This is a genomic window from Actinoplanes sichuanensis (genome assembly GCF_033097365.1).
GTDB classification, from domain to species: domain Bacteria; phylum Actinomycetota; class Actinomycetes; order Mycobacteriales; family Micromonosporaceae; genus Actinoplanes; species Actinoplanes sichuanensis.
In genome coordinates this window covers 6,979,202-7,002,507 of the sequence record NZ_AP028461.1, presented here as the reverse complement: position 1 = coordinate 7,002,507, position 23,306 = coordinate 6,979,202, and the positions used below count along the sequence as shown (strand labels likewise).

22 protein-coding genes and 1 pseudogene are annotated in these 23,306 nt (G+C 70.5%); 9 read left to right on the top strand and 14 right to left on the bottom strand.

What is annotated here, in order from left to right; all coding sequences use genetic code 11:
* Nucleotides 1–108: 108 nt before the first annotated feature.
* The 4 genes and pseudogenes from Q0Z83_RS32350 to Q0Z83_RS32335 all read right to left on the bottom strand — a co-directional run.
* Nucleotides 109–1,077: pseudogene (locus tag Q0Z83_RS32350) on the bottom strand (acyl-CoA dehydrogenase family protein); the annotation flags it as partial.
* Complete coding sequence (locus tag Q0Z83_RS32345) at nucleotides 1,074–2,162, bottom strand: acyl-CoA dehydrogenase family protein (RefSeq protein ID WP_317787025.1); 1,089 nt, start codon at nucleotides 2,160–2,162, stop codon at nucleotides 1,074–1,076. The gene Q0Z83_RS32345 and the pseudogene Q0Z83_RS32350, both read right to left, overlap by 4 nt.
* Complete coding sequence (locus Q0Z83_RS32340) at nucleotides 2,159–2,998, bottom strand: enoyl-CoA hydratase (RefSeq protein WP_317797171.1); 840 nt, start codon at nucleotides 2,996–2,998, stop codon at nucleotides 2,159–2,161. Before Q0Z83_RS32340 ends, Q0Z83_RS32345 begins: the two co-directional genes overlap by 4 nt.
* Complete coding sequence (locus Q0Z83_RS32335) at nucleotides 2,992–4,485, bottom strand: FadD3 family acyl-CoA ligase (RefSeq protein WP_317787024.1); 1,494 nt, start codon at nucleotides 4,483–4,485, stop codon at nucleotides 2,992–2,994. Before Q0Z83_RS32335 ends, Q0Z83_RS32340 begins: the two co-directional genes overlap by 7 nt.
* Nucleotides 4,486–4,524: 39 nt before the next feature.
* Between Q0Z83_RS32335 and Q0Z83_RS32330 the strand changes: the two genes are divergently transcribed.
* The 3 genes from Q0Z83_RS32330 to Q0Z83_RS32320 all read left to right on the top strand — a co-directional run bounded on the left by Q0Z83_RS32330 (nucleotide 4,525) and on the right by Q0Z83_RS32320 (nucleotide 7,564).
* Nucleotides 4,525–5,700: an acyl-CoA dehydrogenase family protein gene (locus Q0Z83_RS32330; protein WP_317787023.1), complete on the top strand. Its 1,176-nt coding sequence runs from the start codon at nucleotides 4,525–4,527 to the stop codon at nucleotides 5,698–5,700.
* Nucleotides 5,697–6,467 carry an SDR family oxidoreductase gene (locus Q0Z83_RS32325; RefSeq protein WP_317787022.1) on the top strand — a complete coding sequence of 257 codons (771 nt, stop codon included), beginning with the start codon at nucleotides 5,697–5,699 and terminating at the stop codon, nucleotides 6,465–6,467. Before Q0Z83_RS32330 ends, Q0Z83_RS32325 begins: the two co-directional genes overlap by 4 nt.
* A gap of 77 nt (nucleotides 6,468–6,544) precedes the next feature.
* Nucleotides 6,545–7,564, top strand: coding sequence for a DUF3068 domain-containing protein (locus Q0Z83_RS32320; RefSeq protein WP_317787021.1), 1,020 nt, complete (start codon nucleotides 6,545–6,547; stop codon nucleotides 7,562–7,564).
* Nucleotides 7,565–7,667: 103 nt separating this feature from the next.
* Here the strand turns inward: Q0Z83_RS32320 and Q0Z83_RS32315 are convergent, their stop codons facing one another.
* The gene (locus Q0Z83_RS32315; protein WP_317787020.1) at nucleotides 7,668–7,835 is read right to left on the bottom strand and encodes a hypothetical protein; all 168 of its coding nucleotides are present in this window, start codon (nucleotides 7,833–7,835) and stop codon (nucleotides 7,668–7,670) included.
* 11 nt (nucleotides 7,836–7,846) lie between these two features.
* Nucleotides 7,847–8,947 carry a steroid 3-ketoacyl-CoA thiolase gene (locus tag Q0Z83_RS32310; RefSeq protein ID WP_317787019.1) on the bottom strand — a complete coding sequence of 367 codons (1,101 nt, stop codon included), beginning with the start codon at nucleotides 8,945–8,947 and terminating at the stop codon, nucleotides 7,847–7,849.
* Between the two features lie 120 nt (nucleotides 8,948–9,067).
* Here Q0Z83_RS32310 and Q0Z83_RS32305 point away from each other — a divergent pair, with 120 nt between their 5' ends.
* From Q0Z83_RS32305 to Q0Z83_RS32295, 3 genes are all read left to right on the top strand, one after another.
* Nucleotides 9,068–10,291 carry a cytochrome P450 gene (locus Q0Z83_RS32305; protein ID WP_317787018.1) on the top strand — a complete coding sequence of 408 codons (1,224 nt, stop codon included), beginning with the start codon at nucleotides 9,068–9,070 and terminating at the stop codon, nucleotides 10,289–10,291.
* 134 nt (nucleotides 10,292–10,425) lie between these two features.
* Nucleotides 10,426–10,830: a DUF2752 domain-containing protein gene (locus Q0Z83_RS32300; RefSeq protein ID WP_317787017.1), complete on the top strand. Its 405-nt coding sequence runs from the start codon at nucleotides 10,426–10,428 to the stop codon at nucleotides 10,828–10,830.
* 12 nt (nucleotides 10,831–10,842) lie between these two features.
* A complete protein-coding gene (locus Q0Z83_RS32295; RefSeq protein ID WP_317787016.1) occupies nucleotides 10,843–11,343 on the top strand; it encodes an RDD family protein in 501 nt (166 codons plus the stop codon).
* A gap of 64 nt (nucleotides 11,344–11,407) precedes the next feature.
* Here Q0Z83_RS32295 and Q0Z83_RS32290 read toward each other — a convergent pair whose 3' ends face one another.
* The 3 genes from Q0Z83_RS32290 to Q0Z83_RS32280 are packed head-to-tail and all read right to left on the bottom strand — an operon-like array spanning nucleotide 11,408 to nucleotide 13,691.
* Nucleotides 11,408–11,980, bottom strand: coding sequence for an HDIG domain-containing metalloprotein (locus tag Q0Z83_RS32290; protein ID WP_317787015.1), 573 nt, complete (start codon nucleotides 11,978–11,980; stop codon nucleotides 11,408–11,410).
* Between the two features lie 5 nt (nucleotides 11,981–11,985).
* Nucleotides 11,986–13,200, bottom strand: a complete 1,215-nt coding sequence (locus tag Q0Z83_RS32285) for an MFS transporter (RefSeq protein ID WP_317787014.1) — start codon at nucleotides 13,198–13,200, stop codon at nucleotides 11,986–11,988.
* A complete protein-coding gene (locus Q0Z83_RS32280) occupies nucleotides 13,191–13,691 on the bottom strand; it encodes a MarR family winged helix-turn-helix transcriptional regulator (protein WP_317787013.1) in 501 nt (166 codons plus the stop codon). The genes Q0Z83_RS32285 and Q0Z83_RS32280 overlap by 10 nt, the downstream gene beginning before the upstream one ends.
* A 90-nt stretch (nucleotides 13,692–13,781) precedes the next feature.
* On the opposite strand from Q0Z83_RS32280, the gene Q0Z83_RS32275 reads away from it, so the two are divergent.
* Both Q0Z83_RS32275 and Q0Z83_RS32270 read left to right on the top strand, forming a co-directional pair.
* Nucleotides 13,782–14,282, top strand: a complete 501-nt coding sequence (locus tag Q0Z83_RS32275; RefSeq protein ID WP_317787012.1) for a sigma-70 family RNA polymerase sigma factor — start codon at nucleotides 13,782–13,784, stop codon at nucleotides 14,280–14,282.
* The gene (locus Q0Z83_RS32270; protein WP_317787011.1) at nucleotides 14,279–14,908 is read left to right on the top strand and encodes a hypothetical protein; all 630 of its coding nucleotides are present in this window, start codon (nucleotides 14,279–14,281) and stop codon (nucleotides 14,906–14,908) included. The genes Q0Z83_RS32275 and Q0Z83_RS32270 overlap by 4 nt, the downstream gene beginning before the upstream one ends.
* 50 nt (nucleotides 14,909–14,958) lie before the next feature.
* On the opposite strand, the gene Q0Z83_RS32265 is transcribed toward Q0Z83_RS32270, so the two are convergent.
* From Q0Z83_RS32265 to Q0Z83_RS32245, 5 genes are all read right to left on the bottom strand, one after another.
* On the bottom strand, nucleotides 14,959–16,764 hold the full coding sequence (locus tag Q0Z83_RS32265; RefSeq protein WP_317787010.1) for a cellulose-binding protein: 1,806 nt from the start codon (nucleotides 16,762–16,764) through the stop codon (nucleotides 14,959–14,961).
* A 197-nt stretch (nucleotides 16,765–16,961) separates the two neighbouring features.
* Nucleotides 16,962–18,539 carry a GMC family oxidoreductase N-terminal domain-containing protein gene (locus tag Q0Z83_RS32260; RefSeq protein WP_317787009.1) on the bottom strand — a complete coding sequence of 526 codons (1,578 nt, stop codon included), beginning with the start codon at nucleotides 18,537–18,539 and terminating at the stop codon, nucleotides 16,962–16,964.
* Complete coding sequence (locus tag Q0Z83_RS32255) at nucleotides 18,536–19,690, bottom strand: thiolase domain-containing protein (protein ID WP_317787008.1); 1,155 nt, start codon at nucleotides 19,688–19,690, stop codon at nucleotides 18,536–18,538. Before Q0Z83_RS32255 ends, Q0Z83_RS32260 begins: the two co-directional genes overlap by 4 nt.
* Nucleotides 19,687–20,694, bottom strand: coding sequence for a lipid-transfer protein (locus Q0Z83_RS32250; protein ID WP_317787007.1), 1,008 nt, complete (start codon nucleotides 20,692–20,694; stop codon nucleotides 19,687–19,689). Before Q0Z83_RS32250 ends, Q0Z83_RS32255 begins: the two co-directional genes overlap by 4 nt.
* Nucleotides 20,691–21,638 (bottom strand): Zn-ribbon domain-containing OB-fold protein, encoded by a 948-nt coding sequence (locus Q0Z83_RS32245; protein ID WP_317787006.1) that lies wholly within the window; start codon nucleotides 21,636–21,638, stop codon nucleotides 20,691–20,693. Before Q0Z83_RS32245 ends, Q0Z83_RS32250 begins: the two co-directional genes overlap by 4 nt.
* A gap of 91 nt (nucleotides 21,639–21,729) precedes the next feature.
* Here Q0Z83_RS32245 and Q0Z83_RS32240 point away from each other — a divergent pair, with 91 nt between their 5' ends.
* On the top strand, nucleotides 21,730–23,277 hold the full coding sequence (locus Q0Z83_RS32240) for an acyl-CoA synthetase (RefSeq protein ID WP_317787005.1): 1,548 nt from the start codon (nucleotides 21,730–21,732) through the stop codon (nucleotides 23,275–23,277).
* Nucleotides 23,278–23,306: the final 29 nt, after the last annotated feature.

The window sequence follows — 23,306 nt, the reverse complement described above, 5'->3', positions numbered from 1 at the left end:
GTGCCGGACCGCGAGGCGACTTTCGGGCTGAGGCCGTTGGTCACCGGCTGTCCCGCTCGGGATTCCGTCAACGCCCGCCGGATCTCGAACGGCGGACCCGGACTCGTCGAGTTCGGTGAGGATCCGGCGGCGGTGCCAGTCGGCGGTACCCCAGGACAGGTGCAGCGCCCGGATCCGGGTGAGGTAGCGCCCGAGTCCGTGCTCCCGCGTGTACCCGATCGCCCCGTGGACCTGCAGCGCCGTCCGTGCCGCGCGTAGCGCCGCCTCTCCGCAGGCCACCTTCGCCGCCGACACGTCCCGACCCGGATTGGTCAGTTCCGGGTGCGCGACCGGTTCGGTGAGGGCCACGGCGGCCGCGTAGAGGAGGGGGCGTGCGAACGTCAGCGCCACCGCGACGTCGGCCAGCTGGTGGCGGATCGCCTGGAAGGCGCCGATCGGGCGGCCGAACTGGGTTCGGGTCTTGGCGTATTCGACGGTCATCGTGAGCAGGGCATGACCGGCGCCGAGGAGTTGGGCGGCGCACGCGAGCGTCCCGAGGTCGAGAGCCCGCCGGATCGGGGCGGCGGTCTCGATCACCTCGCCCGGGAGGACTTCGGCCAGCCGCCGGGCCGGGTCCACGGATCGGTGGATCCTTCCGGGGCTGCCCACCCGTACCGCATGGTGGTCGAGGAGCAGGAGAAGATCGGCCACGTCGCCGTCGGCGGCAAAGGGCAGCAATGGTGGCGCAGCCACCGAGGCGAGGATCCGGCCGTCGGCGAGTTCCGGAAGGCGGCGGTCGGAGGCGAGCAGCGTGGGGGCGGCCGCGACGGATTCGGCGACCGGGCCGGGAACCGCGTGCCGGCCGAGCACCTCGCAGACGATCACCAGGTCGTCGACTCCGGCTCCGAGGCCGCCGAATCGTTCCGGCACGAGCAGGCCGGTCACCCCGGCATCGCTCAGCGACGACCACAGATCACGGGCCGGCCCGCCGTCACCGTCCACCCGGGCGGCCCACACCGCCGGAACGTCCGCCCTGGTCAGCATCGTGTCCAGGACGTCCGCGAAGCGGCGCTGCTCGTCGGTCGGGGCGAGCCTCATCGGGGCAGCCCGAGCTCGCGATGACCGAGGATGTCGCGCTGGATCTCGTTGGTTCCGGCATAGATCGGCCCGGCCAGCGAGAACAGGTATCCGTCGGTCCAGGCCGAGTCGATCTCCGCGAGCGGGCCGAGCACGTCGAGCGCGGTCTCGTGCAGGGCGACGTCCAGTTGGGACCAGAAGAGCTTGGTGGCGCTCGGGGCTACGGGTTCGTCGAGCGACGCATAGGCCGCCATCCGATAGGCCCGCGCCCCGATCCAGGCGTCGACGACCCGGCTGCCGAGATCTTCGTGAGCGTCGAGGGCGACCAGGCGGTCGGCGGCCGCGGTGAACCGGCCCGGCCCGCGCAGGGTCAGCCCCCGCTCGTGGCCGGCCGTGCTCATCGCGACCCGCCAGCCGTCACCGGGCGTCCCGATCACGTCGGCATCGGGCACGAACACGTCGTCGAGGAAGATCTCCGCGAACCCGGCCGTCCCGTCGAGCTGCCGGATCGGCCGGACCGTGACCCCCGGCGCCCGCAGGTCGAACATCAGATAGGTGAGCCCGCGATGCCGTTCCTCGGTCGAGCTGCGGAACAACCCGAACGCCCGATCCGCGACGACCGCCCGGGAACTCCAGGTCTTCTGCCCGGACAGCACCCACCCGCCGTCGACCGGCCGGGCCCGGGACCGGATGGCCGCGAGGTCGCTGCCCGCCCCCGGCTCCGACCAGGCCTGCGCCCACACCTGCGCACCACGCGCCATCGGCGGCAGAATCCGGGCGCACTGCTCCGGTGTCCCGTGTGCGAGCAGTGTCGGCGCCAGCAGGAACAGCCCGTTCTGCCCGATCCGCACCGGTGCCCGGGCCGCGTGGTACTCCTCGTCGAACAGCAGCGCGTGCAGCGGCGGAGCGGCCCGGCCACCGTATTCGACGGGCCACGACACGGCCGCCAGCCCGGCCTCGGCCAGCCGCGCCTCCCACTCCCGGTGCGCGACACTCCCGGCCGCGGTGTCCGGCGCGGGCAGCGCGGAACGAGGAACGTGGCCGGCCAGCCAGTCCCGCACCGAGTCCCGGAATCCGACCGCCTCCGGATCGAGATCGAGGTTCATCCGGCGGCCTTCTTCATCGCCTTCGCGTCGAGTCCGGCCAGCGGATCCGCGCTGACCTCGGCGTTGTGCGAGTGCGCCACGTGATGCAGCCCGAACACCGAGTCCATTCCGGCGCGCATGCCCATCTGGTCCTCACACAGGTTGACCGCCCGTTTCGCGAGCGCCAGCCCGAACGGCGGCATCTCGGCGATCCGCGCGGCCAGCGCGAGGGTCTCGGTCTCCAGCGCGGCGCGCGGCACGATCCGGTTCACCATGCCGATCTCGTACGCCCGGCGCGCCCCGAACCGGTCCCCGGTGAACAGCACCTCCCGCGCGAACCGCGGCCCGAGCACCCAGGGGTGGGCGAAATACTCCACCCCGGGGATCCCCATCCGCAGCACCGGGTCGGCGAAGAACGCGTCCTCGGCCGCCACGATCAGGTCGCACACCCAGGCGAGCATCAGCCCACCGGCCACGCAGGCGCCCTGCACCATGGCCACCGACGGTTTCGGGATCTCCCGCCAGCGTCGGCACATGCCCAGGTAGACCTCCATCTCCCGGGCGTACCGCCGATCGGCTCCGGCTTTGGAGGTGTGGTCCCACCAGGTGACCGCCCGGCGCGGGAACGACGTGTCGGCGTCGCGTTCCGGGGTGCCGATGTCGTGCCCGGCCGAGAAGTGGTCACCGGCACCGGCCAGCACGATCACGGCCACCTCGTCGTCGTCGACGGCACGGGTGAAGGCGTCGTCGAGCGCGTACGTCATCGCCGAGTTCTGCGCGTTGCGGTAGCGGGGCCGGTTCATCGTGACGATCGCGACCGGCCCACGCCGCTCGTAACGCACCTCGTCACTCATGATTCCTCCCGGAGCAAATACTTGAGGACCTTGCCGCTCGCGTTGTGCGGCAGTTCGGCCCGGATCTCCACCGAGCGCGGCGTCTTGTATCCGGCGAGCCGTTCGCGGCACCAGGCGATCACCGCGGCCGGGTCCGGGTCGTGGCCGGGACGGGCCACCACGTACGCCCGGCCGACCTCACCGAGCCGCTCGTCGGGCACCCCGATCACGGCCACCTCGGCGACCGCGGGCAGCCCGGCCAGCACCCGTTCCACCTCGGCCGGGTACACGTTGAAGCCACCGCAGATGTACATGTCCTTGATCCGGTCGGTGATCGTCAGGTTTCCGTTCTCGTCGAGTCGGCCCACGTCACCGGTGTGCAGCCAGCCGTCCGGGTCGATCGCCGCCGCGGTGGCCGCCGGGTCGTCGAGGTAGCCGAGCATCAGGTTCGGCCCGCGCAGCAGCACCTCGCCGTCCTTCTCGGCGATCCGCACCTCGAACCCGGCGGCGGCCCGTCCACTGGTGAACGCCACGGTCCGGGTGTCGTCACCGGGCCGGCACATGGTCGCGACCACGGCTTCGGTCAGCCCGTACGCGGTGAGCACGGTATCGATCCCCAGCTCGGTCCGGATCCGGTCGATCAGGACCGGCGGCACGGTCGCGGCCCCGGTGACGGCCAGCCGCAGCGAGCCCAGCGCGTGACCGATCCGGCCCGGGTGGTCGAGCAGCCCGATGTAGAGGGTCGGCGGCCCGGGCAGCACGGTGATGTGCTCGTGCTCGATCAGTTCGAGCGCGCGCGGCACGTCGAACACCGCCTGCGGCACGATCGTCGCCCCGCTGGTCAGGCACGCGAACAGCCCGGCCTTGAGCCCGAAACTGTGGAAGAACGGGTTGATCACCAGGTAGCGGTCGTGGACGCCGACCCCGCCGATCTCGGCCCACGCCCGGGCCACCCCGAGTGACCGCCGGTGCGCGCTCATCACGCCCTTGCTGATCCCGGTGGTCCCGGAGGTGAAGAGGATGTCACTGACGTCGTCCGGGCGTACCGCCGAAGCTCTTTCCGAAGCCGCCTCGGCGGCGACCTGACCGGCCCGGTCGAGGAAGGCGTCCCAGTGCGGCAGTGGCAGCACGAACGGCGGCAGAGCCGCCGCCGGAAGCGACGCCAGTCGGTCGGTGCCGAGGAACGGCCCGGTGACGATCAGCCCTTTCGCGTCGCTGCGGGTGATGATGTCGGCTGCCTCGGCACCGGTGAACCTGGTGTTGATCGGCACCAGCGTGGCGCCCGCGCCGAGGATGCCGAGCGCCGCGAGCACCCAGCGGGCGCTGTTGGGAGCCCAGAGCGCGACCCGGTCGCCGGGTTCGATGCCGGATGCGATGAGCGCGCGGGACACCGCCTGCGTCTCGTCGTGCAGCTCGGCGAAGTTCCACCTGCGCCGATGCGGGTCGACGAGAGCCGGCTCCCGGCCGAACTCGCGTGCGGCGTGCGCCACCACCGCCGGAACGGTCTCCATCGGACCTCCCCTTTACCAAGCAAGTGCTTGGTCGGTAGCGTGAGCCTACGCGTGATCGGGGAGGCGACGCCAGTGACCGACGACGATGCGTTCCGGCGGGAGATCCGGGAGTGGCTGGCCGCTGAGCTCACCGATGAGGTGCGCGGCACCGGCGGGGTCGGCCGGGAGAACGAGGCCTTCGCGCAGCGGCTCGCCTTCACCAGGCGGCTCGCCGCCGCCGGATGGGGCACGCTGGCCTGGCCGGTGGCGCACGGTGGGCGCGGCGCGTCCCTGTCCCAGCAGGTCATCTTCCATGAGGAGTACGCGAGAGCCGGCGCCCCGAGTCGGGTCGACCACATCGGCACCACCATGGTCGGACCGACGCTGATCGACCTGGGCACTCCTGAGCAGCAGCGCCGCTTCCTGCCGAAGCTCGCCGCGGTCGACGAGTTGTGGTGCCAGGGCTACTCCGAGCCCGGTGCGGGCTCCGACCTGGCCGGGGTCACCACCCGCGCGCGGCTCGACGGCGACCGCTGGGTGCTCAGTGGGCAGAAGGTGTGGACGTCCCTGGCCCACGTGGCCGACTGGTGTTTCGTGCTGGCCCGCACCGCGCCCGCCCCGGCCGGTGGGCCCCGCTCGGCGGGACTGTCCTACCTGCTCGTGCCGATGCGGCAGCCGGGGATCACGGTCCGCCCGATCCGGCAGCTCACCGGCGACAGCGAGTTCAACGAGGTGTTCTTCGACGACGCGGTCACCGAGGCGGGACTCGTCGTCGGCGAGCCGGGGCAGGGGTGGAAGGTCGCGATGGCCACCCTCGCCTACGAGCGGGGTGCGGCCACGGTCGGGCAGCAGATCGGGTTCCAGCGTGACCTGGACGACCTGGTCGCGGTCGCGCGCGGCACCGGGGCGGCCACTGACCCGGCTCTGCGGGAGCGGCTGACCAGGGCCTGGATCGACCTGTCGGTGCTGCGGACACACACCCTGCGGGTGCTGCGCGATCCGCAGCCGGCCGCGTCGTCGGTGATCAAACTGCTCTGGACCCGCTGGCGGCAGGGGCTCGGTGAGCTGGCCATGGACGTGCTCGCCCGCGGTGCCGCCGACCCGGAGGCGGTGGCCCGCTGGCAGACGTATTTCCTGTTCAGCCGGGCCGACACGATCTACGGGGGATCCAACGAGATCCAGCGGGGCATCGTCGCCGAGCGGGTGCTCGGACTGCCCCGCCAGGCCCGCGGATGACCGGCCCCACCGGGCGTGGCCTGCTGGCCGACAAGGTCGTCGTGGTCACCGCGGCGGCCGGGGCCGGGATCGGGTCGGCGGTGGCCCGGCGCTGTCTCGACGAGGGTGCCCGGGTGGTGCTCGGTGACAGCCACGAGCGGCGGCTCGGCGAAACCCGTGACCTGCTCTCGTCGGCCTATCCGGGCCGGGTGTGGGCGGTCCCGTGCGACGTCACCGACGAGGCCGCGGTGCAGCGGCTGATCGGCGGGGCGGTCAGCCGGTTCGGCCGGCTCGACGTCCTGGTCAACAACGCCGGCCTGGGCGGGAACCGGCCGGTCACCGAGCTCGACGACGAGGAGTGGCACCTGGTCCTCGACGTCACGCTGACCGGCACGTTCCGCTGCACCCGGGCCGCCCTGCGCCAGATGATCGCGCAGGGCGGGGGCGGGGCGATCGTCAACAACGCGTCGGTGCTGGGCTGGCGCGCGCAGGCCGGGCAGGCGCACTACGCGGCGGCGAAGGCCGGGGTGATGGCGTTCACCAGGTGTACCGCCCTGGACGTGGCGGCGCACCGGATCCGGGTCAACGCGGTCGCCCCGAGTCTGGCGGCACACCCGTTCCTGGCCAAGGTGATGAGCCGGGCCGAGCTCGACGAGCTGGCCGGGCGGGAGGCGTTCGGCCGGGCCGCCGAACCGTGGGAGGTGGCGACCGTGGTGGCCTTCCTGGCCAGTGACTACGCGTCCTATCTGACCGGTGAGGTCATCTCGGTCAGCAGTCAGCACCCGTAACTCTTTCCATCGATGTTACGGGGCAGTAGATTGTAACGCGTTCTAGTTTTTGGGAGGGGTTTCACCAGGAGGACGCGATGCGGCGGATCACCGGCACGGCACTGTTCGGCCTCGGCATACTCTGCCTGCTCTTCGCGATGGCCCTGGCCTGGGTCATCGTGCCGTCCCAGCGGAAGGTCCCGCTCGATCTGGTGCCCCCCGACGTCGTGGTGGAGACCGCCAACGCGTCGTTCGTGCAGGCCAAGACGCTGCCGAACGGTACGCCTCAGGTGGTCGTGGAAAACGCCGGTCTGCGCTCGACAACCGGCATCAAACCCGACTTCGCGGCGGCCGCCGGACTCGACGGCGAGACTCTGGTCTGGAACGTGTATCACTCGACCCGGCGGATCGACACCGACGAAATGATCAACAGCGCCGAGAGCCGGGTCGCGCTCGACCGCACCACCGGCGAGGCGGTCCCGTGGGAGGGGCAGTGCCACGTCGAGGAGCCGGTGCCGTGCACCCCGGGCAACGTGTCCTTCTCCGGGCACCTCTACCTGTTCCCGTTCGGCACCGAGAAGACCACCTATCAGTACTGGGACTCGACTCTGGGTAAGGCGCTGCCGCTCGAATACCAGGCCGAGGAGGACTACAACGACCTGCCCACGTACCGCTTCCAGCAGGTCGTGCCGGAACAGCCGGCCCCGATGAACCCGGACAGCCTCGGCGCGCTGCTCGCCTTCCTGGCACCCGGTGCCAGCGACGGGACCATCTCCTACCGGGCCACCCGCACGCTCTGGATCGAGCCGCAGACCGGCGCCATCGTCGGATACCGCGAGCAGCAGCACCGCGAACTGGTGCCCAACCTCGGCGAGCGGGTCGTCATCTTCGACGCCGACCTCCAGTACGACCAGGCCACCCTGGACGCGGTCGGCAAGCAGGCGTCAGACGGGCGCAGCCAGCTGCTGCTGCTCGGTGTGTACGTGCCGATCGGGCTGGCGTTCCTCGGCCTCGTCCTGATCGCCGTCGGTTTGCTGCTGGCCCGCGGCGGCTCGAGCCCGCGCGGCGGACACCGGGCGGCCGACGTGACGAAGCCGTTGCCCACGCCCGTCTCCTAGCACCGGGGACGGCCTGCCGTTGCCGGCTTCGACTGTTGGGGCGTGGCCGTACCACATGATCGATCGTCTCTCCCGCCGAAGCGGGAGAGACGATCGATGGTGACTATCGCGTGCCGTAGAACTCGGGCGGGGTCAGCGGGTCGTTGTTGCTGACGTTGCTGGCGACCTCGCTGGCGCTGGGGTTGAGCGCGGCCATCACGGCGGTGACGCCGATGGCCGCCAGGATGGCCGCGAGGGCCGCGCTGAGCAGGAGGAATTTGAACGGGACCACGGTCGGCTCCTCTACAGGCGTTCGATGATCGTCGCGGTCGACATCGCCCCGCCGGCGCACATGGTGACCAGTGCCGTGGTGCCGTCGGACCGCTCCAGTTCGTGCAGTGCGGTGGTCAGCAGGCGCGCGCCGGTGCTGCCGACCGGATGGCCCAGGGCGATCGCCCCGCCGTTGACGTTGACCCGGTCCGGATCGGCGCGGTGCACGGCGAGCCAGGACAGGACCACGCTGGCGAACGCCTCGTTCACCTCGCAGCGGTCCAGGTCGTCGATCTTCATGCCGGCCCGGGTCAGGACCCGGTCGGTGGCCGCGATCGGCCCGTCCAGGTGGTAGTAGGGCTCGGCCCCGACCAGGCACTGCGCCACGATCCGGGCCCGCGGCCGCAATCCCAGCGCCCGCGCGTGGTCGGCGTCCATCAGCAGCACCGCGGCCGCCCCGTCGGAGATCTGCGACGAGGTGCCGGCCGTGTGCCGCCCGTCCGGCAGCACCGTCTTCAAACCGGACAGCCCTTCGAGGGTGGTCTCCCGCAGCCCCTGGTCGCGGGTGACCTCGCCGACCGGCACGATCTCCCGGAGATAGCGGTCCTCAGCCCACGCCCGGGCCGCGTTCACCTGCGAGCGCACCCCGAACCGGTCCAGGTCGGCGCGGGTCAGGCCGCGTCGGTCGGCGATCCGCTCGGCCGCCACGTACTGGTTGGGCAGGTCGATGCTCCACGACTCGGGGCGGGGCAGACCGGCGTCGCCGAGGTTGGCCCGCAGCGGCACCCGGCTCATCGCCTCGACCCCGCAGGCCACGCCCGCACTGATCGCGTCGGTGGCGATCAGTCCGGCGATCAGGTGCGCGGCCTGCTGTGCCGAGCCGCACTGGGCGTCGACGGTGGTGCAGCCGGTGGCGTGTGGCAGCCCGGCGTGCAACCACGCGGTACGGGTGATGTTGTTGGACTGCTCGCCACCCTGGGTGACACAGCCGCCGATGACCTGCTCGACCTCGCCGTGCGCGGCCATCCGGGTCAGCACCGTGCCCAGCAGTTCGGCCGGATGCAGGCCGGACAACCAGCCGCCGCGCTTGCCGATCGGGGTACGCGCCGCATCGACGATCACCGGTGTGCCCACCGCGACCTCCTGCCGGGCCGAATCTGCTGCAACCGAGCTAGAACGTGTTCTCGAATGAACCTACCAAATGTTCTAGGTCACGTGTTTGAATCGGTAGAACTTGTTGCTGTAGGAGGAGCTGTGGCCGAGCCGCGCACCCGCATCGACCCCACCGATCCGGACATCTACCTGCACGGCATCCCGCACGCCGAGTTCGCCGAGATGCGCCGCGACGACCCGGTCTGCTGGATCCCGCAGGTGCGCGGCAGCGCCGGGTTCGACGACGAGGGCTACTGGGCGGTCACCCGGCACGCCGACGTGATGGCGGTGTCCCGTAACAGCGAGACGTTCTCCAGCCGGGAGAACACCGCGATCGCCCGGTTCCAGCCCGACATGACCCGCGAGGGCATCGAGATGCAGCAGGCCATCCTGCTCAACATGGACCCGCCGCAGCACACCGCGCAGCGCGCCATCGTGTCCCGGGGCTTCACCCCGCGCGCGATCAACAGTCTGCGGTCGGCGTTGCAGGCGCGCGCCGAACGGATCGTGGCGGAGGCGTCGATCGATCCGGACGGCGATTTCGTCACCGACGTCGCCTGCGAACTGCCCCTGCAAGCCATCGCCGAGCTGCTCGGCGTGCCGCAGGAGGACCGCGGCAACGTCTTCGAATGGTCGAATTCGATGATCGGGTACGACGATCCCGAGTTCAGTGGCGCCGACCCGATGGAATCCGCGATGGGCCTGCTCGGGTACGCCATGCAGATGGCCGACGAACGGCAGACCTGCCCGCGCGACGACATCGTCACCACCCTGGTCAAGGCCGAGATCGCCGGGGAGCACCTGTCGGTCGACGAGTTCGGGTTCTTCGTGCTGATGCTCGCCGTCGCCGGCAACGAGACCACCCGCAACGCCATCTCGCACGGCATGCACGCGCTGCTGTCGAACCCCGAGCAGTGGGAGCTGTTCAAACAGACCCGGCCGCGGACCGCCGTCGACGAGTTCGTGCGGTGGGGCAGCCCGATCAACGTCTTCCAGCGGACCACCACCCACGACACGTCGCTGGCCGGGGTGCCGATTCCGCGGGGGCAGCGGGTCGCCATGTTCTACGGGTCGGCCAACTACGACGAGGCGGTGTTCATCGACCCGCACACGTTCGACATCACCCGCAGTCCCAACCCGCACCTCGGCTTCGGTGGCAGCGGCGCGCACTTCTGCCTCGGCGCCAACCTGGCCCGGCTGGAGATCGATCTGATCTTCAACGCCATCGCCGACCAGATGCCGGGGATCACGCTCGCCGGGCCGGCGCAACGGCTACGCTCCGGATGGATCAACGGGATCAAGCACCTGCCGGTTCGGTATCGCTGACCCTCCGGCTGCGCTGGTCTCCCGCGGGGAGCAGATACCACCGAAGGCCGTCACATTTGCCCTGTATATGGGGTCGCCGTGGATCGACGCCGCCCTTATGATCTCTGCCTGTCGAAAGATCAAGGGGTAGGTGCATGCGTGAGTTCTCCGTCCCCGAGCGGGTGGGCGGCTTCGGCGCCCTCGCCGCCGCAGGGGCGGTGATCTGGCCGACGGTCACCGCCGGCACAGGCCTGGGAATCCCCTGTCTGCTGCGGACGGTGACCGGGATCCCGTGCCCGGCCTGTGGCCTGACCACCGCTGCGGTGGCTCTGGTCCGTGGCCGGTGGGATCTGGCTCTCCAAGCGAATCCTCTGATCTTCGGTCTGGCGGCGGTCACTGTCGCATCCGGCGTCCTCGTGGCGCTGCGTGCGGCGGGTGTGCTGGCGCCGCCTCGCCCGTGGTCGTCTGCGCAACGTCGCCAGACGGGCTGGGCGGCCGGTCTGCTCGCCATCGTGAGCTGGCTTTTTCAAATGCACCGGCTCCAGCCGGACATCTTTTAAGGAACAAGTGAGATGACCTACCCGCCCCCTGGTGACCCCTACTCGGGCCAGGTTCCCCCGCAGCCGTACGGCCAGTCGCCCTACGGCCAGCCGGCTCCCGCCTTCGCCGGCTGGGGCTCCCGTGTCGGCGCTTACCTGATCGACGGCCTCATCGTGGCGCCGTTCAGCCTTCTCGCGACGCTGCTCGGCATGAGCACCGACGACGTGACCGGGCTGCAGACGCCCAACGCGCTCTACTACGTGTTCCTGCTCGCCGGGTTCGTCGTGAGCGGGTACAACCGGTGGTTCCAGGCCGGCAAGACCGGGCAGAGCTGGGGCAAGAAGGCGCTGAACATCCGTCTCCTCAACGAGGCGACCGGCCACCCGATCGGTGCCGGTAAGGCCTTCCTGCGCGACCTGGCCCACATCCTCGACGGCCTGGCCTGCTGCATCGGCTACCTGTGGCCGCTGTGGGACGCCAAGAAGCAGACCTTCTCCGACAAGGTCTGCAGCACGCTCGTCGTCCGCAGCTGATCGCGACCGGGCCGCTCTGCCGTTTCCTCGCCGAGGAGCGGCCGGGCGGCCCGGTGCCGGTCGATCAGGTGATCGGGTGGCCGTACTCCAGGGAGAGATCGGTCAGATCGGGATCGCCGAACCGGTCCAGCAACGTCTGGAACCGCTTCACCTTCTCCGCGCCGAACCGGCCGACCCGCTCCGCGAACGTGGCCGCCGTCAGGAACCGCGGCGGGGTGCTCTTGCTGTGGAACTTGTCGGCGAACATGACCAGCTCCTCCTCGACCGTCTCGGCGAGGAAGTCGCAGTCCGGCAGCGGAAGTTGCTGGGTGAGCACGTCGTCGCGGGTGATGCCGACCCCGGTGTGGTGCGAGCAGAACCGGCGCAGCGTCTCCGGTAGCCCGGCCTCGCCGAGCAGCTGGTAGCCGAGCAGCCCGTGCCGCACGTAGTGGTCACCCGGCCGGAGCCGGTGCACGCCGATGTCGTGCAGCAGGCATCCGGCCCGCACCAGGTCCATGTCGAGGCCGTCGGTGCCGACGGCCCGCTCGGCGATCCGGCAGACGATCTGACAGTGCGTCCACACCAGCTCGAAAGCCTCCGGCGTGGGGGCGAACCGCTCGTGCAGCGCCCGGATCTCGAGGTCGGTCGGAATACGCATCAGCCCTACCGTATATCGACTTTTCGTAGGTCCGGGGTGCGGGCCGCGATCGCGGCCACCGCCGCGACACACAGCAGGCCGCCGCTGACCAGCGCCGCCGTGGCCGAGCTGCCGGCCGCGACCAGGCCGGCGCGCATGTTGCCGACGTCCGGGCCGGCCTGCCCGACGATCTGCTCGGCGGCCGCCGCCCGGCCCAGGAACTCGTCGGGCGTGTGCCGCTGCACCACGGTGCTGCGCGACACCACGGCGACCGTGTCGGCCGCCCCGGCCACCGCGAGCAGCGCCAGCCCGACCCACGCGTTCGACGCGAGCCCGAACAGGGCGAGCGCCACACCCCAGGTCAGCGCACCGGCCAGCATGACCGCGCCGGGCCGCCGGGACCGGGTGAACGTGCCGGACAACGCCGACGCCACCACCCCGCCCACCGCGATCGCGGTCAGGAACAGGCCCAGCGTGCGCGGGTCGTCGCCGAACCGTTCCGCGTTCACCACCGGGAACAGACTGATCGGCATGGCCAGCACGGTGGCCGCCAGGTCGGTGAGCAGCGCGCCCCGCACCGGTCGGCTGGCACCCAGGAACCGCAGCCCGGCCAGCACCCCGGTGAGCCCGGGCGAGGCGGCGGCGGGCATCGGCGGGAGGCGGATCGCCGTCCACAGCGCCACCGCGAACGTGGCCGTATGGACCAGGAAACAGCCGCCGACCCCGACCTCACTGATCACCAGACCGCCGAGCGCCGGGCCGATCAGCATCGAGCCCTGAAACGAGATCCGGTTCAGCGCCAGCCCGGCGCCGAGCTGCTCGGCCGGGAGGAGCCGGGACAGGAACGTCCGCGAGGCCGGCGCGCCACCGGCCACGAACAGCGACTGCACCGCCACCAGGACCAGCACCGACGTCGCGGACCCGCCGGCGAACGCCTGCACGGTCAGCAGCACCGCGCAGACCGCCTGCCCGATCTTGGTGACCAGGTAGAACCGTCGCCGATCGACCCGGTCCACGAGCGCCCCGGCGAACAGCCCGAACACGATGATCGGCAGCGCCTGGGCCAGGCCCGCCGCACCGGTCCAGATCGTGCTCCGGGTCGACTCCCACACCTGGTAGAGCACCGCCACCAGGGCCATCTGCCCACCCAGGCCGGAGAGCAGCCCGCCGAGCCACAGCCGGCGGAAATCCGGCGAGGTCCGCAGCGGAGCGACGTCGAGCAGCGCCCGGCTCACTGCCATGCCGGGTCTCCGGCCAGCCGCTCACTGATCCGCGTGTGCAGGCTCCGCCGCGCCAGCGCCGCCTCGATGTCGCGGACCACCCGGCTCAGCGGGTAGGGGATCTCCGATTCGATCTCGGCGATCGCCGCCTCGGTGGCCCGCCATTCGGCGGCCAGCCTGCGCACCACGGCCTCGGCCTTCGCGGTCAGCTCGACCTTTCTGGTGCGGGCGTCGACCCCGGCCACGGTACGGACCCAGCCGCCCGCCCGCATCGCGGACACCTTCTGACTCATCCCGGAGTGGGTGATCTGCACCGACTCGGCCAGCTCGGTGATCGTCATCGGCCCGCGGTGGTGCAGTCGGAGCAGCTCCATCACCCAGGTCGGTTTCAGCCCGTCGATCCGCGCGTCGGCGTAGACCCGGGCGATCTCGGCATCCATCGCCGCCTGCAACAGCCGCCAGGGCCGCCACACGCTCTCCTCGGTCGGGTCGGCCAGCCAGTCATCGGTCATCCGAAGAATGTAACAGCACTTATATAAGCACTGTCACGATTTTTTCCATGATGAGGTAAGTGAATGGCGGGACTCCGGCGTAGTACCAGCGTGGGACAACAACGGGCGGAGTTCGCCGCCTTCTACGAGAGCGCCCGGGACGACTGCCTGCGCGCGGCGGTGGCCGCCATCGGCAACCGCCAGGTCGCCGAGGACGCGGTCGCGGAGGCGTTCGCCCGGGCCTGGGCCTCCTGGTCCACCGTCGCCCGGCACCCGTCACCGCGGGCGTGGGTGGTCCGCACCGCCCTGAACACGCACATCTCCTGGTGGCGCCGCCGACGCCGGGAGGTGCCCGAACCGGCCACGCCGGATTCCGGCCGCGACGACACCGGCGACCACCTGCCCGACCCACGGGTGATGGCGGCACTGCGGTCGCTGCCCACCCGCCAGCGCGAAGTGTTCGTGCTGCGCGTCTTCCTCGACCTGGACAGCGACACCACCGCACGGACCCTGGGCATCGCCGCCGGAACCGTGACCGCCCACCTGGCCCGCGCCACCCGAGCCCTCCGGGCGCACCTGACACCAGTCCTCGAACAGGAGCAGAAGCTGTGATCGACCACGACGACGATCTGTACGCCCGCGTCCGCACCGAGTTCGACCAGGTGCACATGGGCGAGAGCCTGGACGCCATCACCAGCCGTGGCCGAGGCGTGCGCCGCCGTCGCCGGACAGTCGCCGCCCTCGGTGTGGCGGTACTGGCCGCCGGGGTGACCGCCGGCCTGACCCTGAGCCGCCCGGCCGAACCGGAACACGGCCTGATCCAGGTCGCCGCCTGGACTGTCGACTCCCGCCAGGAGGACACGGTCGTCTTCTCGATCCGGCAGCTGGTCGACGCCGACGAGCTGAACGCCGCCCTGAAGAAGGCGGGGGTCCCGGCCCTGGTCGAGTTCGTCAAGGTCCCCGAGGAGCAGAAGGTCGTCGGCTGCCAGAACGAGAAGGAGGGCCTGCCGAACATGTACGACGTCATGCCGCACAGCAATGTCCCCGCGAAGCCCGGTGAGATCACCTGGGCCGTTCGCCGGGATCTGATGCCGGCCGGCTCCGCCCTGCATTTCGTCATCTTCGAGGAGATCAACCAGGAAACCGGCGAGCCCGGCCGGATGGTGAGGATGGGCCTGTTCGACGGCTACCCGGAGCCGTGCAAGCTCTTCCCGCCGGACTACACGATTCCGAAGTGAACGGCAGTGGGGCGCCCACCGAGGTGAGCGCCCCACTGCGAGACCGGGGGTCAGAGCGAGACGGCGACCCCGCCGATGGTCACGGCCAGCCTGCCGTCCGAGGCGAACGACCAGGCCAGAGCGCCGCTGTACGAGGAGCAGCGCGACCCGTTCGTACCCGACCAGAACTGGTTGGTGGAGTCCGCGTTGCCGATGATCCGGTCGTTCGTGCCACTGGAGTAGCGGCACGACGTGTTGTTGCGGAAGACCGACGTACCGGCGTCGAAGTTGAAGTTGCGCTCGGTGTTGTCGATGCTCAGGTTGTTCGAGATGGCCAGCGAGCCCGGGTTGCTGTTGTAGGTGAACCCGTGCTTGCCGTTCTTGTAGGCGATGGTCCGCCGCACGATGTGGTTGACCGCGATGTCCTCGCCGCCGAGCTTGAACCCGTTGCGGTCGCCGTTGCCGGCCGTCGAGCCGTCGCTGAGCGTGCCGTTGTTGTAGGCGAGCGAGTCCTCGATCGTCACCACGCCGATCGCGCCGGTGTCGGTCTTGGTGTACAGGTCCCAGCCGTCGTCGATGTTGTTGTGCGACACCGCGTACCGGAACACGTTGCCCGAACCGACCGTCAGCTTGGCGGCGAAACCGTCCGCGTCCTCACCGTCGGAGTCGGCGTTGTCGTGTGACTCGGCGCTGAGGATCAGGTTGTTGGCCGGCCACTGCGAGTTCGGGGTGTCCGACGCGATCCGGGACAGCTGCAGACCGGTGTCCCGGTTGTAGCGAGTGATCGTCCGCTCCAGGACGTTGTTGCTGCCACCGACGAAGATGCCGTTGTCCCCGGCCCGCTCGACGGTCAGCCCGTACACCTTCCAGTAGTTGCCGTTGACGGCCAGGCCGCGGGCGGCCGGGTCCTCGGCCTGCGCCGAGAAGTTCAACACCGGCTTCTCGCCGTTGTAGGCGGCGATCGTCTTCAGGGCGCCGGACGACCCGTTGTTGCCGGCCGGGATGTTGATCGTCGCCGAGTGGTTGTAAGTGCCACCGCGCAGGTAGATCGTGCCGCCCGCGGCGATCCGGGTGATCGCGGAGGTCAGCGTGGTCGGTGCGGAGATCGTGCCGGCCGCGCCGTCCGTGCCGCCGGGCGCCACATAGAGGGCGCTGGAGGACGGCGGCGGGCTGGAGGAGGCCGAGGGCGAGGTGGAGGTGGAGGGGGAGGACGACGGTGAGGTCGTGGGGGAGGACGGGGTGCTCACTCCGTCGTCGACCACGATGTCGTCGAAACGGCCGGCCGCGTACTCGGTGAGCAGCCCGATCCGCCCGGCCGTGATGGTGCTGTCGGTGGCCGATCCGACGCTCGTCCCGTTCACCGAGCCACTGATCGTGGTCCCGCTGAACGACAGCTTCAGCGTGTAGTACGTGCTGGTCGAGATGGTCTGGCTGAGGCTGCCCAGAACCGTCACGGCGCTGCCGTTCATGGTCTCCAACTGCACCCGGTTGGCGCCGGTCAGCGACAGCCGGTACATCTTCGTGGAACCGGCGGCCCGGCCGGTCAGCGCGACCACACCGGCGCTGGATCCGAAGGCGGTCGCCTTGACCCGGGCCTGCACCGAGTAGTTCGTCCAGGAGGTGGTTCCGGCGAACTGGCGGGCCCGTTCACTGGACGTGTCGGACTGCTGTATGGCCTGCGTTCCGTCGCTCACCACCGACCATGTGCCGCCCGATTTCGACCATCCGCTGGTGCTGCCGGATTCGAAGTCGGCACTGAACAGCGTGGCGGCCTCGGCCGTACCGATGGAGAGGAACAGACCGGCCGCCACCAGGCCGGAGAGACCGGCGGCGCCGAGGGATCGGCGCAGCGTGCGGCCCCGGAGTGTTGCTGACATGGGGGATGGACTCCTTGTCGCAAATGGATCCGCCGGACACGCCGCACCGACCGCGGAACGCATTTACGAACCGCGGCACAATGCAGCGTTGGGGATGGTCCGGCGGACTGCCAAAGGAAATGTTCCGAGATGGAATCTGCCACCGGCCATATCTGCGAGTCAACGGAATCCATTTGCAGGTTTGTTGCAGGAATGGGTCAGCCCAGTGACGCGAGGAACAGATCCAGGCATCGTTCGGCGTTCGCGGTGATGGTGATCGCCGGGTTGGCCAGGCACGCCGTGCCGGGCAGCAACGCACCGTCCACACAGAACAGATTCTGATATCCCGCGACTTTTCCGCTGAAGTCGGTGGCTTTGCCCATCACCAGGCCACCGAGCGGGTGGTAGGTGTTCCGCGACCCCAGCCCCATCCCGGTGCCCCGGTCGTACGACGGCAACCCGGTCAGCAGTGACCCCTTCGAACCCTCGGTGGCCCACCACAGCCGGGTCGCCAGGTCCCGCCCGGCCTTGTCCGACGACGTCTCCATCTCCGCGTACGGCCAGTAGACCTTCCCGGTCCCGGTGGCCGCGTCGTACCTGATCTCGCCACGCTCGGACGCCAGGCTGGTGATCAGGTGCGCCGAGGTGCCGGGCAGCCACGACGGGACGGGCGCCGCCTCCCAGGCCATCGCGGCTTTGGCGTACGGGTTCGAGTCGTCGTAGAACCGCACGTTCCCCGGCCCGCCCTGGGCGGTGCCGACGGTCCTGCGCAGGTTGAGCCGGGCTACCAGGAAGTCCCCGTTGTTGCCCCAGCCCTTGCCCACCTCGGTGCTGGTCAGCCGCGGGAGTCTGCCCTGTGCCCGTGACTTGAGCAGCAGTGACGTGCTCCCCAGCGACCCGGCGGCCAGGAACACGTAGTCGGCCGCGAACACCGGATTGGACAGCACGCTCCCGGTGTCGTCGATCTGCTTGCAGGCCACCTCGAAGGTCGACGTCCCGGACACCTCACGGATCTCGGTGACCTCGTGCAACGGCAGGATGCGGGCGTTACCGGTGGCCACCGCCCACTTCAGGTAGGTCTTGTCGACGCTGTTCTTGGCACCCGAGTTGCTGCCGAACGGTCCCTCGCCGATGGTGTGGCAGGCCGGCACCCGCCCGGCCAGCTCGTCCCGGATGACGTCCCAGTTCACCCCGAACGGCACCGGCACCGGCGTCTTACCGAACTCGCTGATGTACTGCAACCAGGTGCGCGCGCCCACGTACGCCGCATGGTTCTGAATGTCGGCCGGGATGGTCGCGGTGCCGATGTTCTGCCGGGCGCGTGGCCAGTAGGTGTTCTCGAACTCGGTGTACGACAGTTGCGCCGGGTAGGCCGACTCCCAGTCGGCGCGTCGCGGCTGGGGCATGAACATGCCGATGACCAGCGAACCGCCGCCCACCCCGGACCCGCACATCACCTGGATGCCGTCGCCGACGTGCTTCTGGATGAGCCCGGCCCCGCGGGTGATGGTCTTGCTGACGTCCAGCCCGAGCGGCGGGTTGTCGGCGAACCAGGCGCACCGCCAGTCCGGGTTGCTGATCGTGCAGAACGTGGTGCCGGTGCTGTTGAGATCCCAGCGGCGGCCGCGCTCGATGACGGTCACGGTCATCCCGGCCTGGGCGAGGCGCCAGGCGGCGACCGCGCCCCCGAACCCGCTGCCGATGACGATCGCGGTCCGGCCCTGAGCGGCCGGAAGGCTCAGCGCGGGTGCGACGGCGACAGCCGCCCCGGCCTGTAGAAGGGTTCGACGTTTCATTGAGGATTCCTCCCGACCACCCACATGGAGAAGAACTGAGATCCGCCCCCGTAGGCGTGGCCGAGCGCCGTCGACGCCCCCGCCACCTGGTGTTCGCCGGCCCGGCCCATCACCTGCATGGCGGCCTCGGCGAACCTCAGGAGCCCGGAGGCGCCGATCGGGTTCGAACAGAGGACACCACCGCTGGGGTTGATCGGCAGAGCACCGCCGAGCGCGGTTTCACCTGATTCAACAAGCTTCCAACCTTGCCCTTGTCCAACAAATCCGACATTCTCGAGCCACATCGGCTCGAACCATGAAAAAGGCACATAAAGCTCGGCGACGTCCACCTCGTCGAGCGGATCCTTGATGCCCGCCGCGGCCCAGAGCGCGGCCGCCGCCGTCGCGCCCGCTCGCGGGTTGACATGATCCTTACCGGAGTAGAACGTCGGCTCGGTCCGCATCGCGGTCGCCCGGATCCACGCGACCTGACGCTCCGAGGCCTCGGCCGCCTCCTGATCCCCGATCACCACCGCGCAGGCCCCGTCCGACGAGGGGCACGTCTCGTCGTACCGGATCGGGTCCCACAGCATCGTCGACGCCTGCACCGACTCCACGGTGATCTCCGGTTGCCGCAGGTGGGCGTAGGGATTGAGCGCGCCGTTGCGCCGATCCTTGACGGCCACCAACGCCCCGACGTGCCCGGGGGCGCCGGCTCGGCGGATGTATGAACGGATGTGCGGGGCGAAGTAGCCACCCGCCCCGGCCGTGATCGGTGCCGAGAACGGCGGCTGGATCGACAGGGCCCACATCGCGTTCGACTCCGACTGCTTCTCGAACGCCACCGCCAGCACCCGCCGATGCGCCCCCGCCCGGACCAGGCTCGTCGCCACGATCGCCGTGGCCCCGCCGACCGAACCGGCGGTGTGCACCCGGAGCAGCGGTTTCCCGGCCGCACCGAGTGCCGACGCCAGGAACAGTTCAGGCATCATCACGCCCTCGAACAGATCCGGCGCCTTCCCCAGCACCACCGCGTCGACCTGCTCCCAGCCGACCCCCGCGTCGGCCAGCGCCCGGTCGATCGCCTCCCGGCACAGCCCGGCCATCGACACATCGGTGCGCCGGGTCCGGTGATGCGTCTGCCCGGTCCCCAGGACCGCCGCTCGCCTCATGATCCACTCCTCAGCACGCAGACCAGGTTCTGTTGCAGCAGCGGCCCGGCCGTCGCGTGCGCGGCCGCGACGGCTGCCCGCCCGGACATGACCTCCTCGGCCGCCGCGCCGATCCGCGACAGCCCGGCCGAGAACATCGGATTGCTCCCGAACGCCACGCTGCGCACCTCGTCCGGCAACCCGAGCGCCCGGCGCAGCAGCAACTCCTGATGCGTGAACGGGGCATGCAACGCCGCCACCTCGACACCGTCCAGCCCGCCGGCATCCGCGGCGGCGGCCGACGCGGACGGCACGGCGGTCAGGTCCCGCTCCCCGAACCCCTGCGGATCGACGCGATGCCCGATACCCGAGATCCAGGCGGCGCGCCGCCCGCCGACCCGGTCGGCCGCGGCGAGGACGACCGCCGACGCCCCATCCGCGACTCGCGCGACGTCGTGCTCCCGCAAGGGCATGGCGAGGTACGGTCGATCGAGCAGCGTTTCCACGGAAGAGGTTTCGTCGCGCGCCGCCGCTACCGCGGCCAGGTCCCGCTCACTGAACAATCCGGTGTCGATCCCGAGCCGTGCCTGCAACGCGCCGACACTGATCGCATCCGGCCACAGCGGCGCCACCGTGTACGGGTCGAGTTGCAACGCCAGCACCCGGGCCAGTTCACCGGCGGTGCCCTTGCCGAACCCGTAGACCAGCGCCGTCGACGCCTCCCCGGCCAGGATCTTGATGTACGCCTCGTAGAGTGCCCACGCCGCGTCCATCTCCACGTGCGACTCGGCGATCGGCGGCACCGCCCCGATCGCGTCGACCGCGTTGACGAACGAGAACGCCCGTCCGGCCAGATAATCCGACGACCCCGAGCACCAGAAGTCGACGTCCCGCCGATCGAGCGCGGCCCGCGCCAGCGCCGCCTCGAAGACCGGCACGAGCGTCTCCACCCCGCTCGTCGTGACGCTGACGTCCGAGGCGGCGAAACCGATGACCGCGACCCGGCCGGCGGATGTCCCGTTCACAGATGCTCCGCAAAGGTCTCGTAGGGTGCGTCGGCTTCCCCGGACGGCTCGAAGTGGTCGATGTTCTCCGGTGTCGTCGTCCAGTCGGCCCGGTCCCGCCACACCGCCGCCACCCGCAGTCCCATCCGCACCTCGGCGGCCGGAACCCCGAGGATGAGATGCGGGATCGGGATGTCCGCCCCGTCCAGCAGCACCTGCGCCACCACGTAGGGCGGGGTCAGCCGCTGCCCCGCGAACGGCACGTTGACCACGCAGAACGTCGTGACCGTCCCCCGATCGGCCACCTCGACCTCGTCGACCGTGGCCACCCCGCACGCCGGGCACACCCGAGGCGGCACGTACACCTTCCGGCAGGCCGGACACCGCCGCCCGACGATCCGCCCCTCGGCGAGCCCACGCAGATATCCGCTCTCCTCGACGGAGGTGCTGTGCCGGTAGTGCAGCCGGATGGGCGTGGTGACGATCTCGACGACCGCTCCGTCCGCGCCGTCACCACCGGAATCGGGGCCGGCTTCCCCGGGTTCGAAGCACTCGATGTCCCGGATGTGGCCGATCCGCTCGGCGGCCCAGCGGATCCGCACCCGCATCCCCGTGCTCATCGCGTCGGAGCCGCCCGCGTCGACGGCGTGCAACAGGGCGGTGTCGGCCCCGTCGAGCCGGATCAACGCCCACCCGAACGGCCGGTCCAGCGGTTGCCCCTCCAGCGGCCGGTCGGTCCACGTCCAGCTGAGCACGGTCCCGGCGGGGGAGACCTCGACGAGCTCGGTGACCGGCGCGTGGGTGCCCGGGTCGTATTCGAGCGGCGGTACGTGCACCCGCCCGTCCGAGGTGCGCCCACCGAGCACCCGCCCGCCGCGCAGCCCCGCCATGAACCGGCCCAGCACCGGCCCGAGCGAGCGGGTGTAGTCGAAGGCGATGGTCAGCGGCGCCGACAGTGTATCCACGTCAGTGAGTGAAACACGTTACAACTTTGCGCGGCAAGAACGCCGTGGCGACGGCTTTTACATTGATGGAACGAGTTATAGAGTCTCGGGCATGACCGGCATCGGGACGTGGACCATCGCGGCGGAGCGCCCGCAGCACACGGCCATCGTGGAGCCCGGCGGCCGCATCCTCACCTACGGCGAGCTGGCCGCCGAGGCCGACCGGATCGCCCGCGGCCTGCGCGCGGCGGGTCTGGGCGCCGGCGACACCATCGCCCTGCTGCTGCCGAACGGCGCCGACATCCTCACCACCTACTTCGCGGCGGTCCAGATCGGCCTGCACGTGGTGCCGATGAACTGGCATCTCACCGCGGCCGAGCTCGGTTACATCCTGCGCGACAGCGGCGCCAAGGCGTTCATCACGCACCCCCGGTTCGCCGACACGGCCCGCGGTGCCGCCGACGAGGCCGGCCTTCCGGCCAGGAGCCGCTACGCGGCCGGGAAGCTGCCCGGTTTCGCTCCGCTCGACACTCTCGGCGCCGGCGGTTCCGGGCGACCCGACGGCCGTACGACGGGCGCGCTCATGGTCTACACATCGGGCACGTCGGGTCGCCCCAAGGGGGTCCGCCGCCCGCTGCTCGGCCTCGATCCGGACCAGGTGCCGCCGGTCTCGCTGTGGTTCTTCGGGCTGTTCGGCCTGCGTCCGTTCGACGACCACGTGCATCTGTGCTGCTCACCGCTCTACCACACGGCGGTGATGAACTTCGCGGTGATCTCGCTCCAGTTCGGGCACACGGTCGTCGTGATGGACCACTGGGACGCCGGATCGTTCCTGCGCCTGGTCCAGCAGCACCGGATCACCCACAGCCACATGGTCCCGACCCAGTTCCGTCGTCTGCTCGCCCTGCCCGTCTCGGTGCGCACCAGCTTCGACGTCTCCTCGATGCGCGCGATGATCCACGGCGCCGCACCCTGTCCACAACCGGTCAAGCGGGAGATGCTCGACTGGTTCGGCCCGGTCGTCATCGAGTACTACGCGGCCTCCGAGGGCGGCGGCGCCCTGATCACCGCGGCCGAGTGGCTGGAGCGGCCGGGTTCGGTCGGCCGCCCCTGGCCCGGCTCCCGGATCCGGGTGCTCGACGACGACGGCAAGGACTGTGCTCCGGGCCGGCCCGGAACGGTGTTCCTGCAGATGGGGGAGGCCACGTTCGAGTACCACGGCGACGCCGAGAAGACCCGCGGCGCCTGGCGGGACCGGATGTTCACCGTCGGCGACATCGGCTACCTCGACGACGACGGCTACCTCTACCTGTGCGACCGGGCCGGCGATGTGATCATCACCGGTGGGGTGAACGTCTACCCGGCCGAGATCGAGAGCGAACTGAGCACCCATCCCGCGGTCGCCGACGTGGCGGTCTTCGGCATCCCGCACGAGGAGTGGGGCGAGGAGATCAAGGCGGTCGTCCAGCCCGCGCCCGGGGTGACCCCGGGTGACGCCCTCACCACCGAACTGCAGGCGTTCCTCGCCGGCCGGCTGGCCCGCTTCAAGCTGCCGCGCACCATCGACTATGTGGACGCGCTACCCCGCGACCCCAACGGCAAGCTCTACAAACGGCATCTGCGCGACCCGTACTGGTCCGGCCGCGACCGTGCCATCTGACCCGGTGTGGCTACCCCGCTGGAGAGGGG